The 18639-nt window shown below is 50.6% G+C and carries 12 protein-coding genes and 2 CRISPR repeat arrays; of the genes, 10 read left to right on the top strand and 2 right to left on the bottom strand.

Going from position 1 to position 18639, the window contains the following annotated elements; genetic code table 11:
• Positions 1-33: 33 nt before the first annotated feature.
• The 10 genes from GYN08_RS01910 to GYN08_RS01955 all read left to right on the top strand — a co-directional run bounded on the left by GYN08_RS01910 (position 34) and on the right by GYN08_RS01955 (position 16757).
• A complete protein-coding gene (locus GYN08_RS01910; protein ID WP_166271965.1) occupies positions 34-225 on the top strand; it encodes a hypothetical protein in 192 nt (63 codons plus the stop codon).
• Between the two features lie 48 nt (positions 226-273).
• On the top strand, positions 274-564 hold the full coding sequence (cas2, locus tag GYN08_RS01915; RefSeq protein WP_166271967.1) for a CRISPR-associated endonuclease Cas2: 291 nt from the start codon (positions 274-276) through the stop codon (positions 562-564).
• A gap of 232 nt (positions 565-796) precedes the next feature.
• A CRISPR array of direct repeats spans positions 797-3898; the repeat unit is 32 nt; unit sequence GTTTCAATCCACGCACCCGCGCAGGGTGCGAC.
• Between the two features lie 298 nt (positions 3899-4196).
• Positions 4197-5102 carry a CRISPR system precrRNA processing endoribonuclease RAMP protein Cas6 gene (gene cas6 / locus GYN08_RS24020; RefSeq protein ID WP_166271969.1) on the top strand — a complete coding sequence of 302 codons (906 nt, stop codon included), beginning with the start codon at positions 4197-4199 and terminating at the stop codon, positions 5100-5102.
• A gap of 16 nt (positions 5103-5118) precedes the next feature.
• Positions 5119-6156 (top strand): DUF6602 domain-containing protein, encoded by a 1038-nt coding sequence (locus tag GYN08_RS01925; protein WP_166271971.1) that lies wholly within the window; start codon positions 5119-5121, stop codon positions 6154-6156.
• Positions 6153-7829: a Cas10/Cmr2 second palm domain-containing protein gene (locus tag GYN08_RS01930; protein WP_166271973.1), complete on the top strand. Its 1677-nt coding sequence runs from the start codon at positions 6153-6155 to the stop codon at positions 7827-7829. Before GYN08_RS01925 ends, GYN08_RS01930 begins: the two co-directional genes overlap by 4 nt.
• Positions 7826-9961 (top strand): RAMP superfamily CRISPR-associated protein, encoded by a 2136-nt coding sequence (locus tag GYN08_RS01935; RefSeq protein WP_166271975.1) that lies wholly within the window; start codon positions 7826-7828, stop codon positions 9959-9961. The genes GYN08_RS01930 and GYN08_RS01935 overlap by 4 nt, the downstream gene beginning before the upstream one ends.
• A complete protein-coding gene (locus GYN08_RS01940; protein ID WP_166271977.1) occupies positions 9954-11414 on the top strand; it encodes an RAMP superfamily CRISPR-associated protein in 1461 nt (486 codons plus the stop codon). The genes GYN08_RS01935 and GYN08_RS01940 overlap by 8 nt, the downstream gene beginning before the upstream one ends.
• Entirely contained in the window at positions 11411-12076 is a 666-nt protein-coding gene (csx19, locus tag GYN08_RS01945) for a type III-D CRISPR-associated protein Csx19 (RefSeq protein ID WP_166271979.1), read from the top strand. Before GYN08_RS01940 ends, csx19 begins: the two co-directional genes overlap by 4 nt.
• Positions 12060-14144: a TIGR03986 family type III CRISPR-associated RAMP protein gene (locus tag GYN08_RS01950; RefSeq protein ID WP_166271981.1), complete on the top strand. Its 2085-nt coding sequence runs from the start codon at positions 12060-12062 to the stop codon at positions 14142-14144. The genes csx19 and GYN08_RS01950 overlap by 17 nt, the downstream gene beginning before the upstream one ends.
• A gap of 111 nt (positions 14145-14255) precedes the next feature.
• Positions 14256-15017: a CRISPR direct-repeat array (repeat unit 32 nt; unit sequence GTTTCAATCCACGCACCCGCACGGGGTGCGAC).
• A 687-nt stretch (positions 15018-15704) separates the two neighbouring features.
• Positions 15705-16757: a hypothetical protein gene (locus tag GYN08_RS01955; protein ID WP_166271983.1), complete on the top strand. Its 1053-nt coding sequence runs from the start codon at positions 15705-15707 to the stop codon at positions 16755-16757.
• Between the two features lie 144 nt (positions 16758-16901).
• Here GYN08_RS01955 and GYN08_RS01960 read toward each other — a convergent pair whose 3' ends face one another.
• Both GYN08_RS01960 and GYN08_RS01965 read right to left on the bottom strand, forming a co-directional pair.
• Positions 16902-17732 (bottom strand): carbohydrate ABC transporter permease, encoded by an 831-nt coding sequence (locus GYN08_RS01960; protein ID WP_166271985.1) that lies wholly within the window; start codon positions 17730-17732, stop codon positions 16902-16904.
• The gene (locus GYN08_RS01965) at positions 17732-18604 is read right to left on the bottom strand and encodes a carbohydrate ABC transporter permease (protein ID WP_166271987.1); all 873 of its coding nucleotides are present in this window, start codon (positions 18602-18604) and stop codon (positions 17732-17734) included. Before GYN08_RS01965 ends, GYN08_RS01960 begins: the two co-directional genes overlap by 1 nt.
• Between the last annotated feature and the right edge of the window lie 35 nt (positions 18605-18639).

Consider the following 18639-nt stretch of genomic DNA (forward strand, 5'->3'; position numbering starts at 1 on the left):
TAATTCCAAAAAAAGGAAAGGAGAGCTGTTGCAATGACAAAATCCAAAGAAATGGCGGGAGCAGGCATTGCGCTTGGACTTAGTTTGGGGATTGCCAGTGGAGTGACTCTGCAAAACACAGCAATGGGCTTAGGATTAAGCGTCGTTTACGCAATTTTGTTTGGAGTGGCTTTCAACAGTCACTATCAATCCAAGAGCAAAAAACAAAGTTCTTCAGAATCGTAAAGCTAAACATGAAACTTATAGTTGATCCAAGAAAAGAGGAATCGTGCCATGATGGTACTGATTACTTACGATGTGCAGACGACTTCCCCCGAAGGGGCGAAGCGCCTGCGTTCCATCTCGAAGATCTGCCAGAACTACGGCCAGCGGGTACAGAATTCCGTATTCGAGTGCCTCGTCGATCCGGTTCAGTTCAAGCAGCTCAAGACGCAGTTGGAAGACGTTATAGACCCGAAAACGGACAGCCTGCGTTACTATATGCTCGGAGCGAATTGGAAAAGGAAGGTCGAACATGTCGGGGCGAAGGAAGGGTATGACCCGGAGGGATTGCTGTTGTTGTGAAGAAGGTGCAAGGAGATACTCGGAAAAGAGCTGCAGGAGATTTTTTCTGTGGCTTTTTTGTGCGTCCAAGCGTTTCAGAGAAGGCAGGTTCTGCGTTTGGTTCAATTAGGCACCTGCATGGGGGGGCGACCATACCACAGGGCATATAAGGAGCGTGGGACGGATAGTTTCAACACACGGACCCACGCGGAGTGCAACGCACCAGGGCGGTGCACACGGTGCAAGATATAATGTTTTAATCCACGCTCCCGCGTGGGGAGCGATTATCTACGTGGGCCCGACGCTGCTCGAAGGTCTGAGTTTCAATCCACGCACCAGTACGGGGTGCGACGATATCCGTTCTCGAGCAGCGGCCCCCACGTTTTGTTTCAATCCACGCACCCGTACGGGGTGCGACCGTACTCGTACCAGTTTTCCACCCGTCCGCTCCCGTTTCAATCCACGCACCCGTACGGGGTGCGACGGAACAGCCGACCAAACGAGAGAAACGGCCGAATTGTTTCAATCCACGCACCCGCGCAGGGTGCGACCAGCCGGCCCCAATCCGTCATCGATCATGACTTCGCGTTTCAATCCACGCACCCGCGCAGGGTGCGACGGCTGATGGCGACCGGGCTATTCGAGGTTGTGCAGTTTCAATCCACGCACCCGCGCAGGGTGCGACCGGCGACTCGACCGCCGCCTGTCGCGTGTAGTAAGTTTCAATCCACGCACCCGCGCAGGGTGCGACCGAGGCCGATAAGCAATCCAATCACTACGGCCAGGTTTCAATCCACGCACCCGCGCAGGGTGCGACGCGGGCGGCAAGGTGACCGTGCTGACGAAGTATTGGTTTCAATCCACGCACCCGCGCAGGGTGCGACGCCAAGACACTGCGGGAATCGGTGTTCATGGAGCTGTTTCAATCCACGCACCCGCGCAGGGTGCGACTAACGCAGCTTACGCGTTTTGATCTCAACCTCTACCCGTTTCAATCCACGCACCCGCGCAGGGTGCGACACGAGGAGGATTTTATCATGGATCAAAAGACAAGTTTCAATCCACGCAACCGCGCAGGGTGCGACTATGACTCCACGGCCGGGGTTAACATCTCTTATCAGTTTCAATCCACGCACCCGCGCAGGGTGCGACAGCTGATCGTCGCCACGGTCCAGACCCTTTCGAAGTTTCAATCCACGCACCCGCGCAGGGTGCGACGATTCACCGCATACTCATGGAAACGACAAGGAGGGGGTTTCAATCCACGCACCCGCGCAGGGTGCGACCATCCGAACTCAACCGGCAGATCAAACGGGAGTGGGTTTCAATCCACGCACCCGCGCAGGGTGCGACCGAGAAGTTCGCTTTAAAGGTGCGACTTTATATAGTTTCAATCCACGCACCCGCGCAGGGTGCGACTCGGGTTCCAGTTATCAGTGCCGGTGAATAAGTCGTTTCAATCCACGCACCCGCGCAGGGTGCGACGCGAATAAACATGCTGACGATCATTTACAAACTGTTTCAATCCACGCACCCGCGCAGGGTGCGACCGATACATCGTCGGTTACCGGAACGTTCGATTCGATGTTTCAATCCACGCACCCGCGCAGGGTGCGACGAATGCGGTCGGCATCCAAACCCAATCGGTAGCCCAGTTTCAATCCACGCACCCGCGCAGGGTGCGACTTCTACAATTTCATTGTGTTCATTAAATCCATCTTGTTTCAATCCACGCACCCGCGCAGGGTGCGACATGTCGATGACTCTCATGCGCCCTCCCGCCGAATCGGTTTCAATCCACGCACCCGCGCAGGGTGCGACATTTTCTGAACGCGGATTTGAAAAAGGGAGATATTGTTTCAATCCACGCACCCGCGCAGGGTGCGACACAGTGAGTATTATGAGCTGTCATTTAAATACAATGTTTCAATCCACGCACCCGCGCAGGGTGCGACTCGGCGTTGGAGGAGACGGTAACGGCCACCGGTCGTTTCAATCCACGCACCCGCGCAGGGTGCGACGCGTCGCAAAGGCGTTTTTCGAGTGGCGAACCGCGTTTCAATCCACGCACCCGCGCAGGGTGCGACCGTTCCGATCGGATTTGATGGCGCGTGCCGTGATGTTTCAATCCACGCACCCGCGCAGGGTGCGACGAGGACATCCGGTCGATCGCCAAGCGGCTGTACAGTTTCAATCCACGCACCCGCGCAGGGTGCGACGGTCGAGTCCTTCCGGCTGACCGAGGAGGTCAAAGTTTCAATCCACGCACCCGCGCAGGGTGCGACTCCTCCAGCTGGGACCACGTCAGATTCAGCAGCAGGTTTCAATCCACGCACCCGCGCAGGGTGCGACATCGCGTCCGGATGGCATGGGAATCGCAGACGGGTTTCAATCCACGCACCCGCGCAGGGTGCGACGTTGTATCGACTATCAAATATATATCTCCTTTGAACGTTTCAATCCACGCACCCGCGCAGGGTGCGACCCGGGAGACAACGGTTACGATCAATATCGACCTGTTTCAATCCACGCACCCGCGCAGGGTGCGACTTTGCTGTACATCATGTGCATTTGGAAAAGTGACCTGTTTCAATCCACGCACCCGCGCAGGGTGCGACCCGGTCGTGTTGACCCCCAGCGCAGCGTTTGCCGTGTTTCAATCCACGCACCCGCGCAGGGTGCGACGCGGCGTATCGCTTCAATCTACCGGCAAAGGAGCAGGTTTCAATCCACGCACCCGCGCAGGGTGCGACCAGACGAAGAATTCGCAGAATACGTTCGCATGGCGGTTTCAATCCACGCACCCGCGCAGGGTGCGACCCCGTATGACAAATGGCGGGAGCGCGGGCTGCTGCGTTTCAATCCACGCACCCGCGCAGGGTGCGACGTTTTTCAGAAGCTGATGGAGCAGGAGCACCACCTGTTTCAATCCACGCACCCGCGCAGGGTGCGACGGTCGATTTCCGCTTTGTGCATTTCGACCATCTGCTGTTTCAATCCACGCACCCGCGCAGGGTGCGACAACCAATAGCTTACGGGATAGCCGAACGAAGGAAGTTTCAATCCACGCACCCGCGCAGGGTGCGACGCGGCATACCTGCGCGGCAAACAGGGCGCCCCGGGTTTCAATCCACGCACCCGCGCAGGGTGCGACTGATCGCCGCCGTCAGCCCGCGCCGGACCGGCCGGTTTCAATCCACGCACCCGCGCAGGGTGCGACCAGATGTTTGTGAGACAGCGCATCGAGGAAGTGCAGGTTTCAATCCACGCACCCGCGCAGGGTGCGACACGCTGCTCCAAGCTTTAACCGGGTGAATGACATCGTTTCAATCCACGCACCCGCGCAGGGTGCGACTGTTCCCACTGTCAGCCCTTGCAGGACAAGGCTCGGCGGCCTCAAAAGTGCGAACCTCAAATTTACCGTACCGAAAACTGGACAAAAACGCAACTAAAAACGGTAAATCCCTTACGGTGCGCGGGGTGCGAACCTCCTGGGGATTTTATGGGAGCTTGGGGTTCGCACTTTTTGGAAAGACGTTCTGATCCAAAAGATTCAAAGCAAGTGACAGAGAGAGACTTATATCCCAAATGCCTATATAATGGGAATATGCTATTTTGATCTAATCAAGTAACTCTATGATGGAGGAAAATGAGTGTTTGAACACATTGAGACACTAACGTTAAGAGCGATATTTTCAGCTAAAGGAACAGGTCCTTTGCCTCCTTATCTAGGTTCGACGCTCCGTGGGTTGTTAGGTCACTGTATTCGTGATTTTGTATGCAGCTATCCGACAGTGAAGTGCCATCAGTGCCATATTTCTCACGATTGCGCGTATGCGCAGAACTTTGCTTCTCCTGGTAATGAAGCTGGAGCGGTCAATCCGTTTGTGATTCATTCTTTAACGCGAGATAAAGTTCAGTGGAATCCCGCAGATGAGTGTCAATTCGAGATCACGCTGATCGGAGAAGCTTCTCGTCACGTTGGCTTATTTGTTGATGCCCTTAAGGAGATGGAACGTAAAGGCTGGGGATCTGCAAGAATTCCGTTTCAACTCGAACAAATTGTCGATCCGTTGAGTCAGACTTTGATCTGGAATTCGGGAAAAGTGTGGATGCGTAATTGCAAGCCTAGACCTCTAGTGTGCGATCAACGCCGGGCCAACTCGGTTGTAATTCGTTTCGATAGCCCGGTGCGAATCTTGGTCAGTCGAAACTTGCAGCGTCGTATAGGCTTTGTCGACCTTATCCAGTCTTTAAGCCGCAGAATTACTTTGTTGTCTCATGCTTATACAGACCAGCGCTTAGATTGGGACGAAGAGTCGATGTTAGGAGCAGCTTCGCAAGTCCAAACAACCGCCGAGTCTTGGAGAGCTATTGATTTTGAACGCTACTCGATGACTCGCGGAGGAAAGCTTGCGCTTCCTGCAATCACTGGGTGGGCGAGGTATGAAGGAGATTTAACGCCGTTTACTCCTTTGCTGGAAGCCGGGGAGAAGCTGCACGTAGGGAAGAACGCCACGATTGGATTTGGGCATTATCGAGTGAGCTATGACTACTGAAAAGAGGGAATAAAGGATGACTTCAAAAAAAGGAAAATTAACAAAGTCAAACAGGGGAAAATCCAAAGGATCAGTACCTCCCGAACAAACGATTCGTGCAATTGCTAAAAATTATATGGGAACACAGCACTCAATAATCAATCAATTAACTTTTGAAACGCCAAGTCATCATCTAACAAGCGGCACGACTAGAGAAAGAATCTGGCTGAAACTCTTTGAATCGATTACTCCCAAAAAGTTTTGTATCGATCAGGGTGTATTTATCATTGATTCTTACGGAGAGATTTCGGCAGAGGTGGATATTGCCATTTTTGACGAGAGCTATACGCCTTATATTTTTAGTTTTGAAAATATGAAGTTCATTCCGATCGAAGCAGTTGCCGTTGCAATCCAATGTAAAAGCGGAAGTGTTTCAGGCGTTAATAAATGGGCATCTTCGATCAAGAGATTAAAGACTTTTTATAATTCCTATTTTCGAGTCATAGCCGGTGTTGTGGATAGTCAAAAGAACTTTAAAGACACCTTCAACTATTTGCAATCTTCAAAAGAAAAACGAGAGAAAATTCAGCTTCGCGCACCTTATTCTCAGTCGCAAACCTCAACACGTCCATTATTAATTTTATGTACATCATTAGAAGGTGCGAGAATTTCGGCATCTATTGAAAGTTCTTTCGATATTATTCTTGATGTAAATGAAGGACAGCGATTAAAGAAGACGATCTTAAATGAAAAAGAAGATTATAGCTGGTGGTACAAGCAGTTGAACCATTACGGACATGAACGGTATACAGAAGAAGCCGCTATGTTCAAAGCATTAATTCCTGAAGTGGAAGACACAGGAAGAACCTTGAAAAGTCTAGCTGTTCAAACTTTTGATGAAAACGAAGAAAACGTCCTACTCTCCCTAACCTTCCAGCTCAACCAGCTTCTCATGCTCATCAACAACCCAATGCCTTTCCCTCACCAAGCATATGCAGACATGTTCCGCGAAAACTATAAGAAATTTTCCAATTTAAACACACAAGCCGAAGAACCAAAGGAGTCGAAGAAATGAAGGATTCTCAAACAGCTTGGCTCGCTATCTACGACGTCAGCGGCATTCAAGAATATATCTTTGCATCCAACCGACTCAGTGAGAACGTGGGGGCCTCGCGGATTGTCGGGCGTATTCTCAAAGATGACCTTCCTGATGTTCTTCGTGAAGTCGCGGACTCTTATGAAAATGCACGGATCGAGACGCAATGGTGTGATTCCTCGCAAGTCGCATCTTCAACCTTCGACATTGTTGAAGATGTCAGTCTAGTTGCTCAGATCGTATACATAGGTGGAGGAAGTGCGATTGTGGCTTTTCGAGATTGGGACTTCTACATGAAGGTCAATCGCAGGTTCGCTGAACGAATCATCAAAACAACGTATACGTTATCGCTTGCCGTCGCAGAAGTGGCCACGAATTTCGAATGTTTTGTCACGGATCGGAAGGAACTGGAGAAGCGGCTTCAGCAAGTCAAGTCGGCTATGCTTCGGCAGCGTCCGTTTGGTGCATTTCCGATCTCCGAGCAAGAAGGATTTGGCGGTCTTCCGGTTACGGCGTCGGGTCAACGGTCAACTCTTCAATACTTGAAGCAAAAAGCTTCTGAAGATGAAAAAACATCCGTAGGGAGTAGAAGGCGTGCGGAAGCCGAGCAAACCTTTCCGCTTCCCGCTAATCTCGGCAACCGTTATCAATGGGCCTTCGAGATGTCGGATCTGGTTCGAGAACGCGGTGAAGACGGCTATGTAGCGGTTATTCATATCGACGGAAACGGCATGGGCAAGCAGTTGTATCGCAAGATGTCGGAATGGGAGAAGCAGCAGCTCGATTATGCAGGCGCTGTATATGAGATGCGAAAGTTATCCCTAGAGATTGCCGACGGTTATCAAGCCAAGTTCGCTAAGATCATTGAACAGATCGCTTCCAAGTCACTAAGTGACGCTAAAAGTTCTGAGACTGAAAAGCAAACGTTAAAGATCCGACCGCTTATCATGGACGGGGATGATGTAACTTTAATCTGTGAAGCCGAGATCGGAATTCCGCTTGCAGCGGCATTTTTGCGTGAACTGGAAGCAGCAGAAGAGTCGGAAGAACTCAAGCCGTCGATTTCGTTATCCGCGTGCGCGGGGATTGCATTGGTTCATAGTCATTTCCCGTTTAGTCTCGCCTATGAGATTGCTGAAGAATGCTGCAAAATTGCCAAGTCGAAAAGGTATAAAGACCTCAAAAACAATAAAAAAGCGCATAGTGAGAGCTGCCTCGATTTCCATCTGGTTCGCGGAAGTTACGTTCGACAACTCGAAGATATTCGCAATGCGTTTAAGAATTCACCCGATGACCCTATCAGTAAGACGTCTTACCTGATGCAGAAACGAGGAGAAGCCGCGATGACCGTGGATTCCTACTCTGCTCTGGAAGATACGGTAGGTCGAATTCAGCAGGGGGTTGAGCAAGGAATATGGCCGCGAACTTGGTTGAACCGTCTCTATGAGACTTATGCCGAGGGAGGAGTGTCCGGTGAGTTGAATTCGTTAGTGGACGAGATGGCTTCCAGAGGTTATAACATCGAGGATTTGTGCCCGCCTGCATTACGAACAGGAGAGATTCCGCATCGCCTCATCCGTGATGCTCTGGAGATTGTAGAGATGCACCGGTCGATCGAGGCTGGGGCTGTTCAAGAGGAGGGACGACAATGAGCATGAGCACTCTATGGCTGGAGATTGAATTACATAGTGAGTTGTGTGCAGCCAACGGCGACGGCACATCGGGGGTCGTAGACATTGAGATCGCCAGCGAATACGGATTACCTGTTATTCCGGCCAAGCGAATCAAGGGCTGCTTGCGCGAAGTTGCGCTAGAACTGCAAGCTTGCGGTTTGGGTGAGTCGCTTGACGTCTTATTTGGAGTTCCTGGAGAGCAGTATTCGGGCGCTCTACATCTTGAAGATGCTCATCTATTCGAGATTCCAAGTGCGTCCAAACATTTCAAGCTGGAGCCGCAAGAATATGAATCGGTACGTGAGGAGACGAAGGCCAAAGGGAAGAAGTTTCAACAGCATCTGTTGGATGAATTGACGATGCTCCGTACGCGTACGGCTATCGACGAGGATCATGGTTCGGCTGCGGATGGCTCGCTGCGGACGATGCGTGTACTGCAAGCGGGGATCAAGCTGAGAAGTCGAATCGAATTGATCTTCGCCGCTCAGACAGATCCCTCTACGATCGCTCAGGCGCAGCTCTTGCTTGAACGCTGTGTAAAAGGACTTCGCAGCATAGGACTTGGACGTACACGGGGGATGGGAGAGGTTCGCTGTTCATTAAAGGTGGGTGAACAGTTGCAGGATTTTGTTCAGCAGAAGTGTGACCTAAAAGGAACGGAAGAAATTGAAGTGCCTTTCCGTCTGAAGCTTGAACAACCTGTGCTTATTCCGGGCAACGGAGGTTTGTATCATAGCAGTGCGAGTTCGATTCCCGGCTCGGTACTCTTGGGAGCCTTAGCAGGAACTTTTATTCGTCAGAAGGGACTCGGTGCTCAGGCCCATACCGATCCGGACTTCGCACGGATTTTCCTTCGAGGAGGAGTCAAGTTCGGCTATGCCTTGCCTGTCAGTCGTGATCAGGTCTTCGCGCCTTGTCCGGCAAACTGGCAGCGTGTGAAGAATGAGGATCAGGTATATGACGTACCGGGGGCTGGAGAGCTGGAAGATCAGGAAGGCGGCCAGTTGGAGCTGCGTAGTCTGTCTTATTATGTATATCTGCAAAGTAACATGCTCTATAAGTATGAACTGGAGAAAGAGGTGCGTATGCACCATTCGCGTCCTCAAGATCGGAACTATGCTCATCCGAAAGGACCGGATCGTGGAGTGAACGAAGGACAATTTTTCCAATATACCTCTTTAAGTGAAGGGCAACTCTTCGAAGGAACTTTGCGTGGTTCGTCGGATGATTTAAATCAATTGCTTGGTTGTCTGGGAGCAGAAAATAATCAGCTACGGCTTGGGCGTTCCCGTACTGCCGAGTATGGGAAAGTGCGTTTTGAGCGTATGGAGTCGGCTAGTCCGGTACTCTATGAATCGCCAGCATCTGTCCAATCTGCTCGTCAGATTACGATTTGTCTGTATACGCCTATGGTGTTAGTCGATCGCAACGGTCGTGCAGAAGCAAACCCGGATCTATTAATTGAGCAGCTTAGTGAAGCTCTAGGCAGTCAAGTCCAACTTGGCGAGAGTCGGCTGAAATTTGGAGTATTAGCTGGATACAATGCACAGTGGCGTATGCCCAAGCCGCAGACTCCGGTATTGGAGGCAGGAACGACAATTGTACTCCAACTGGAGAAGGGTACATTCAGCGCGGAACAAATCACCATGATCGAGTCCACAAGATGGGGAAGTCGAACAGGTGAAGGCTGTGGCGCGCTCAGAGTGCTGTCACTCGTCGACAAGGCAATTTCTGCAAAAGGTATGAAGCTTGAGACTTTTACGAACGCTTTGGTAGAGGCGGTTACATCCGGCTTCTTGGAAAACATGGAGAAGTTAATTGAAGAAAGATCGAAACGTAGGAAAGAGTATACAGAAGGTCGCGAAGCAGCGAAGAATGACAAAAATAAATATGAACAAGCACGTACAGGTTCGACGAAGCTTAGACAATATTGGAATTTAGCGAAGCACAAGCAGTTTAAAGCCCCATCTGACAAAGAATCAAAAGTAAAAGAAAAACCGGAGCTTACGAAGCTGCTAGCCATTCTGTTAAAAGTGCAAGAGAAGTCTCCAGCGTTTATAAATGGATATTTCCAGACGTTGATTTGGGAAGCGAGGAACCGAAATGAATAGAACCGAAATGAAAAACGGCAATCTCCTCAAAAAGGTTTGCATACGATTAAAGGGAGCCTTGGCTTCTCCACTATTGGCAGGATCGGGAGAGAATGAACAAACGGACAATGATGTGATCATGGATCGCAGTGGTAGAGCGTTCGTACCGGGGAGCTCTCTCGCTGGAGCGTTTCGGCATTTTCTGAATGAAGGCTCTACTTGCTCACGAGCAGCAGCGATTGAAGCCTTGTTTGGCGGAAAAACGAGCCTGTTCAACGAACAGTCAGAGCCGCATTTGGGGAAACAAAGTTCACTCATCGTCTACGATCTGTCATTAGGGGCGGATTCGGATGGACGAGCGAACATTACGACGCGGGATGGCGTGCGATTAGATTCGTATAAGACGGCTCTGGATCAGACGAAATACGAAGTGCAGGTCGTAGAGACCGGAACTCCATTTACGATTCGATTGGAATGGAACTTGCGCCACGACACGAACCGTACCGTAGCACAAGCTGAACTGGAACAGCTTATTCTTGAGCTAATCGACGGGCTATACACGGGCGATCTCACAATTGGAGCCAAAAGCAGACGGGGATTCGGTCAGTTAAAGGTTAAACGGATCGAAGCTCGCAGCTTCGACTATTCGAATCCGAAAGAGGTCTTGGATTGGCTTGAATGGGATTGGCAAGGGGAGATGACAGGTGTCCCTGAGCAGAACGCAAAGTGGAGTCCGCATGTAAGCTTTATTCCAGGTGTATTGGCTCGAATCGAAGGACGTTCCTTTGGTTATTGCAGAATGCAGGTTCCGCTTGCCATACGTCACACCTTAATGATCCGACGCTACACGGGTAAGGGCTTAGGGCAGCCGAATGAGCCGGATTATGAACAACTGCAAATGAATGGAGCGGCGGTTATTCCGGGCACAAGCTGGACAGGCGCGATACGAGAACGGTTGAATATGATTTTGCAAGAAATGGGAGTCGATCAGGAACGGAGAACGAAGCAGATGGAAGCTCTATTCGGCACGCTGCATGACAGGAAGCAGCGTTCTCAATGCTTAAAAGCTTCGCGGATTCGAATCGAAGAGGCTTCAGTCAAAGGCGGACATGCGCTAACGTTGACTCGAAATAAGATTGATCGTTTTACAGGCGGAACGGTAAAAGGAGCTTTGTACACGATGACGCCTTGGATCGGCGGAGAAACGGAGCTAGGGATTCGTTGGTTGAGACCTAAAACAGAAGAAGAGCAAGCGGTTCTATGCGGGCTTCTGCTCTGGGTGATTCGGGATCTGCAAGAAGGCCTTCTTGCTGTAGGCGGTGAGACGGCTGTCGGTCGGGGAACATTCAAGGACATAGGGGATCATAAGGTTTACCTGAATGGCAGCGTGTTATCGGAAGACATGAAGAAAGCCTATTATCTTGCAGCGGTCAGATGGTGTCAGCAAACGGAAAAAGGAGCGGTTGTACGTTGAGCGATTTGAACATACTAGAGATATCCTGTAGATTCGATTATCAAGCTGTCAGCGAGGCGGAACTGCTCTCTATGTTGGTCGCGTGGACTGAACAAAGCGCAGGAGAGGAAAAATGGGTCTACGCGATGTTTGTGAATGAAGTGGTGATCGGAGCTTGGCGAAACGGAAAGCTGCTGCTGGGACACACTCGCCCATGCCGGGTGCAGGCCTTAGATCAAGATCAGGTGAGATACCTTCAAGAAATCAGGGTCTTCAACCGTAGACAGGAACTGAGAGCTATTCGTATGGAAAACAGATTTAGCATCCGAGTATTAGAAGATGAAGGGTCAGATTCCGTTTCTGGACAACCGAAGTTTAGCTGTTTGTCAGAAACACATAAGCTATGGGGACATAGCAAAGGACGGCAAACGAGCGATAAGGAATCCGACTGGACGCTGCTGTCTTCGGAACGAGGCACGCAATTATACTTCCCAGATTCCCTTCCTAAGGGAGCGGAGAAAGGTCTTATTGTGCGCAATTATATCGAATTTGAAGATCAAAAGAGGATCGGTATGGATGAGGTGTGGAAGCCGCGTTCCGGTTACCGCTTTGTAGACGAGCGAATGGTTGGTTTTGTCGATTGGTCGAGTCAGGAGGGCGAGCGTGTTGAGCGATCACTATAAAAGTCAGCAAAATAAGCATAATGACAGTTCCAAAAAAGTTCCGCCAAAAGAGGACCGTTTCGTGAATCCTTATAATTTCGTTCCACTCGAAACGGTTTGCTATAGAGAGTGGATCAGCGAAGAGGGCGATAGCCAAACAGAGAAGCTCACCGGTTATATTGAATGTTTCATTCAGTTGAAGACCCCGATTTTCATTCCTAATACCAGTTATGATCGGGCTTTTACAGAGGATCGAGAGGATAAACCTAAGAGCTATGATTTTTTCTCCTATGAAAATCTGAGTGGTTCTCAACCTATTTCCAGAAAAGAAAAGCACAGCGAACCCGTCATCCCCGGATCGGAAATTCGCGGAGTATTGAGAAGTGTGCATGAAGCGGCCTTCAATGGGTGCATGTCTTCGGTTCAAGAGAATAGACAGCTGTCTCGGAGATCTGTGGAGCAGAAAAAGCCGGGTATTTTGAGATGGAATCAGGAGAAGAACGAATGGGAGATTCAGCCGTGTGAGCGGTTGATGCTGAACGTAACTTGTGAGCAAGAAGGACATGGACAGTTGATGCCGAGAAAGGACTATTATAGTTTAGCTGAAGGTTTAAAAATATATGTGAAAAGCTCAAAGCGTAGATATAAAAATAGAAGTTATATGAACTATGTTGTTGAAGAATATAGCCTGGTCGAAAAAAAAGGCGATCGTTGGAAAATCGGATATTTGCATAAAGGCGAACCCTTTGGAAAGAAAAAACACCATGAATCGATTTTCGTAGAAAGCACTGAAGAATCCTGCCTTCCAGTTTCTTTGGAAGAATTACAGCGATTAAAAAAAGTGCTCTCAAAATATAATTCGGAAGAAAATAGACATCTCAAAGAAAAATTCCGGCCGCATCGTGGATATGCGACTTACGAAAAGAATTTTTCTCGAAAAATAGCTGAAAAAAAAGATGTTCTCGTTTACTACTCTATATCTGAACAGGACACACAAATTGTAGCGCAATATCTTTCTCCGTCGATGTTGTCCCAAGAAGTTTTTCTGAATGACATCGAGCATTTGCTAAAAAGTAATGGCGGCTATCAACCTTGTGTAGATCGGAATTGCGTATGTAAGACATGCCAATTATTTGGTATGGTTTCCAAAGAAAAGGGGAATTCGCTAGGCTCAAGGTTGCGAATTGAAGATGCGTGTGTGTTGGATTCGCTGCGTCAAGATGACACTGCTCTATATTATTATCCGGAAATTGAGTTGCCGGAGATGGGAGAGCCTAAGCCGGGGAGCGCTGAGTTTTATGTTTCGCGTCCTTTAGAAACAGAGCATATTAATAAGTCGGATCACTGGACTTATGATTACGTTCAATTGCCAGACAAAAAGATTGAGAAAGACAAGCTGCGAACTCCGCTGACTGCTTCTGAGATCAAGATTCGGGGACGTAAATTTTATTGGCATCATGAGGGCTGGAAGTCAGTCATCCGTAAGGTATACCAATATGACTCTACATCAAAGTCTCAATCTGCGAATGCTCCTGAAGCAGAAAAAGGGAACAAGAAAATGATCCAAATCATTCGTCCCTTACGTCAAAAACTTCGTGATTCACAGCAACCATTGACATTTAAATTCAATGTGTACTTTGAGCAGATTACACAGCAAGAATTAACAAACTTATTGTGGACACTAGACTTTGAAGATCCAAAATGTGCTCATAAGATTGGACGCGCGAAGCCGCTGGGATTGGGAAGTATTCAGATCCAAGTCGATCAGGTTTATCAGCGTCGCATTAACAAGTCTAATGGAGAGTGGGAGCTAACGCCAATTTCCAGAGAACATTGCAAACTAGAAGTCTTGAGCTCTTCTAGGCAGACCATGAAGAGGATTGCAACTTGGAAACCTCTCGATTTTGCTCAACAGGTTTCTTATCCGCAAATAGATGAAGCTAACAATGGATCAAAGGTCAACGACGCAGCATCACATAAGTGGTTTACCGCAAATCGCAAAGCACAAGGGAAATTTGATAAGACCCTTCCGACGGTCGAAGAAGAATTGAATACTGAATCTAAATGGCTGTATAAAAAAAGAAAGTGATAAAAAAGCGAACTTGGAGAACAGCTCCTTGTTCGCTTTTTCTAATATTCTCAATTTTCTGTGCTCGCAGGGTGCGTCGTCTATGAAGTCATACGACACATCACCGAGCGAGTTTCAATCCACGCACCCGCACGGGGTGCGACCGATCAAGGAGCCGGGCGTCGGAGATGAGCATGCGTTTCAATCCACGCACCCGCACGGGGTGCGACTGGATGGCTTTGGCAATCGCGGCACCGTTGGAGTTGTTTCAATCCACGCACCCGCACGGGGTGCGACTACAGTTTAACGGATGCGCCCGAATTAAACTCGGGTTTCAATCCACGCACCCGCACGGGGTGCGACTTAGAAGCCCTGGCTGCGCACGTTTTCAGAGGCGAGTTTCAATCCACGCACCCGCACGGGGTGCGACATCGTTCCGGCGCCAAACAATCCGAATTTATGCGTGTTTCAATCCACGCACCCGCACGGGGTGCGACGCGACGCCGGTTACTATCGCCAGGATTGCGAACAAGTTTCAATCCACGCACCCGCACGGGGTGCGACTTTGTTGCGATCGCCGTTCTTAATCGCCAGACGGTTTCAATCCACGCACCCGCACGGGGTGCGACCGCCGCCAATCGTTGCGGCGAAAGGGGATGGAGGTTTCAATCCACGCACCCGCACGGGGTGCGACGGAGGACTACGCGCGTATGACCGCCGTGTCGCCGGTTTCAATCCACGCACCCGCACGGGGTGCGACGGAGGTTTAAGGTATGGCTCAATTCAGCTTTAAAGTTTCAATCCACGCACCCGCACGGGGTGCGACACGTCCCGGTTTACGACGAAGACGGTGACCAAACCGGTTTCAATCCACGCACCCGCACGGGGTGCGACTGTTCTCCTTCCCAGCTCTTGCCTAGCAAGGCTTCCCAGGCCGAAAAGTGCGAACCTCAAATCCAGCCTACTCAAAACCAGACAAAAACACAATAAGAATTGATCAAACCCTTATAGGATGTGGGGTGCGAACCTCCCGGGGATTTTATGAGAGCTTTGGGTTCGCACTTTCGAACTTCTTTTTACTTGTTCGAATTTCTTCTAATACTTACTTAAGTGAAGAACCCTCATGATCTGCCATAGATAAACATTCTTACAACGTCGAAAAAGATTTTTCAATAAATATCTTAATATGGATTTTATTTTAGTGCTCAACCTCTACGTGTAATAGTCGTTGTAATCATCTGCTTGTCTACATAAGGGAGCGTCCCAATTTGCCGCGGGGCGTCAGCTTCTCGGGCCAGATCAAAAAGATGTTCGATTTCGGCGAACTGAGCAGCGACCGCGCGGCCGGATTGGTCGGCGAAGCGCTGTTCAAGGTTTAAGAACTTCAAAAGCATAGCGAAGAAACAGGCCTCGGCGAATGCCGGGGCTTTTTGACGTGCGTTTCGGCACGATCTTGAATAAGCCCATAAGATAAAAGGGCGTAAATGACGATTATTGTAAACAAAGTTTCCAAATTCATTCAAAAGTGTAATAAGAATAGGACATAATCGCCTTCATCTTATACATAGGGAGGAAACGAACATGAATCAAGCAGGACGCAAGTTGTGGAAAAAGCTGCCGGCCGCCGCGCTGGCATCCGTTTTCGCGTTGGGAGCAGGGGCAGCTTCACTGCCTTTCGCGCCGTCCGCATCCGCTGAAGAGTATGCCGCTGTCTCCGCTCCGAATGTCAGCGATCCCGCCAAAATGGAATTGATTTATCTGGTGACCGCTTCGATGGATTCGCAGAACCGTTTTGCCCAAACGTCGGACCATATGGAATACTGGGCGCTCCAAGCCGCTCAGAACCAGGCGCTCGCCGTGGTGGCGAATCCGGCTCCGTCTTCCGCGCAGCTGTTCTCCGCCCGTCAGCAGATGGAGAAGGCATGGGGCGACTACGCTTATCGCTATGTGCATGATAAAAAAGACGTGAGTCGGATCATGGGACGCGACGGAAGCGCGATTTATTCGAAGTACCCGTCTTCCGATCCGTCTTACTTGACGCCGTACGAGAAAGGCGTCATCGATATGATCGACAAAACGTATGATCTGATGGACACGATGGGAGACAGCAACGGCGAAGCGGCTCAGGCCTATCAATATTACGAATTGGAAACGTCCAAGCTGTCTCATCTGGTGACGCCCGACTTCGATCGCTATCGCTCTTCCTTGGCTTACAGCCAGGAGAAGGCAGCGGAGTCCATGGTCGTGCTGGAACAGCTCGGGATAGACGCGAAGGAGCGCGTGGACGATTTCAATCGCTCGGTCGCTTTCCTGCAGGCGCTGCTGAGTAACGGCCCTTACGAGAGAGCGGTGTACTCCGCCGCGCTCAACGACGTGGAGAACGATCGGTATGCGATCCAAAGCTCCGCCAAACTGGCCCAAGAAATCGTCCGCATTCAGAAATTGGCCGATACCTCCCCGCGGGGAATCCGCTCCGGCGAATATCCGGCTTCGGCCTTCGGGACGCTGAACCGGGCGATCAACGAAGCGAAGCACGTGCTCGAGACGGCCGACTCGGCGGAGGAGATGAACTATCAGTATCAATTCGTGCTGGAACGGGCGGAGTATTATTTCAAAAAAAGCGTGAAGCCGTAACGCGAACGCAGGGAGGAAGCAGCATGAAATAAGCACACGCAGGACGAAAAAACGCAGAATGAACACACGAAAGAGGAACGAACATAAAATGAAGAAACGGACTCCGATGCAGGATCGGGGTCCGTTTCGTTTTTGCGTTTATCGCTATCCTTTTACCGCGCCGGCCGTAAGACCGCTGACGATATACTTCTGGCAGAACAGATACAGAATGAACACGGGCAGCGAAGTCAGCACGAGATCGGCGAAGATCAGATTCCAGTCGCGGCTGAATTTCCCGTAAAAATTGTAAACCGAGAGCGGCATCGTCCAGTCGGAGCTGTCGGTGAGAAAATACAGCGGAATGGTGATGTCGTTCCAGACGGACATGAACACCATAATCGCGACCGTCGCGTTGACCGGCAAAATCAGCGGGGTGACGATCTTGAAGAACACGCTCAGCGTGCCCGCCCCTTCCAGAAACGCCACTTCGTCCAGCGCTTTCGGGATGGAGCGGATAAATCCGCTGTACAGGAAGACGCTGAACGCCGTGTTCAGCGAAGCGTAAATGAAGATTACGCTGGAAATGCTGCCGTAGAAGCCGAGCCACTGCACGACGCGAATGGTCGTGATGACGGACATCGGCGCGATCAATCCCATGAAAAAGAACATGTACAGGAAATTCGACAGCTTCGTCTCCCGGCGCGTCAGAATAAAAGCCGCCGCCGAGGAGGTCACGATATTTACGACGCAGGAGATGCCGGTGATCAGGATGCCGTTCCAGAACGCGCGGGCGAGACCGCCTTCCTTGAATACGGTGGCGTAGTTCGAGAAATGCCATTCGCTCGGCAGACGCAGCGTAAACTTCATCACTTCGATATTGTTCATGAAGCTGCCGAAGATCATGATCAGCATCGGCAGAATGATCACGAGGGAAGCGAGAAGCAGAAAGCCTTCGACCATATAATTGCGCCAGGCCATTTTGCGGGTATAGCTCATTATTCGGATACCTCCTTGCGGCGCATGAAGATGAGCAGCGGGATGGCGATAATCGTCACGGCCGCGAACAGCAGCGTATTGACCGCCGTGCCCAGGCCCCAGCTGCCTTCGCCGAACGAACGCAGGATGATCGTGCCGACGACCTGCGAAGCGTTGCCCGGGCCGCCGCCCGTGAGCACGAACACTTCGGAGAAGACTTTAAGCCCGCCGATCAGCGTCAGCATCAGGTTGATGTTCAGCGCGGGAAGCAGCAGGGGCAGCGTAATGCTGCGGAAGCTTCTCCAGGCGCCGGCTCCGTCGATGGTCGCGGCTTCGTAATAGTCTTTCGGGATGGACTGCAGGCCGGCCAGGTAGATCGCCATTTGGAAGCCCGCGTGCTGCCAGATCGATACGGCGGCGACCGTCCAGATGACGATCTGCGGATCGGTCAGCCAGTTCTGGCTCAGAAAGCCGAGACCGACCGACTCGAAAATGCGGTTGATGGTGCCTTCCGAGCGCAGCATGGGCGTGAACACGATGCTGATAACCAGAATACTCAGAATGGACGGGGAGTAAAAGATCGCCCGCAGCAGATTCCGCGTCTTGAGCTTCATATTCAAGCCGACCGCCAGCGCCAGGCCGAGCAGGTTTTTGCCGATGACGGTGGCGACGGCGAAGATCAGCGTGTTTTTGATCGCCAGAAGCAGCGTTTTGTCGGTAAAAATGCGTTCGAAGTTGTCCCAGCCGATAAATTTGATGCCGATCCGGTCGAGCCGCCAGTCCGTGAACGAATAATACAATCCCGCGATCGCGGGGACGACGAAGAAGACGCAGTAGATCAACAGGGCGGGCCATACCAGATAATACGAGTACAGTTTTCTCGATATTTTCATTTTTTCACACTCCGATGCGCGCGGCGAAAAGGAGG

This window comes from Saccharibacillus alkalitolerans, assembly GCF_011090185.1.
Classification (GTDB): Bacteria; Bacillota; Bacilli; order Paenibacillales; family Paenibacillaceae; genus Saccharibacillus; species Saccharibacillus alkalitolerans.

Coding starts and splice junctions, on each gene's coding strand:
- GYN08_RS01910 (WP_166271965.1), top strand. CDS start 34: ATGACAAAATCCAAAGAAATGGCGGGAGCAGGCATTGCGCTTGGACTT.
- cas2 (WP_166271967.1), top strand. CDS start 274: ATGATGGTACTGATTACTTACGATGTGCAGACGACTTCCCCCGAAGGG.
- GYN08_RS01925 (WP_166271971.1), top strand. CDS start 5,119: ATGACTTCAAAAAAAGGAAAATTAACAAAGTCAAACAGGGGAAAATCC.
- GYN08_RS01930 (WP_166271973.1), top strand. CDS start 6,153: ATGAAGGATTCTCAAACAGCTTGGCTCGCTATCTACGACGTCAGCGGC.
- GYN08_RS01935 (WP_166271975.1), top strand. CDS start 7,826: ATGAGCATGAGCACTCTATGGCTGGAGATTGAATTACATAGTGAGTTG.
- GYN08_RS01940 (WP_166271977.1), top strand. CDS start 9,954: ATGAATAGAACCGAAATGAAAAACGGCAATCTCCTCAAAAAGGTTTGC.
- GYN08_RS01955 (WP_166271983.1), top strand. CDS start 15,705: ATGAATCAAGCAGGACGCAAGTTGTGGAAAAAGCTGCCGGCCGCCGCG.
- GYN08_RS01960 (WP_166271985.1), bottom strand. CDS start 17,732: ATGAGCTATACCCGCAAAATGGCCTGGCGCAATTATATGGTCGAAGGC.
- GYN08_RS01965 (WP_166271987.1), bottom strand. CDS start 18,604: ATGAAAATATCGAGAAAACTGTACTCGTATTATCTGGTATGGCCCGCC.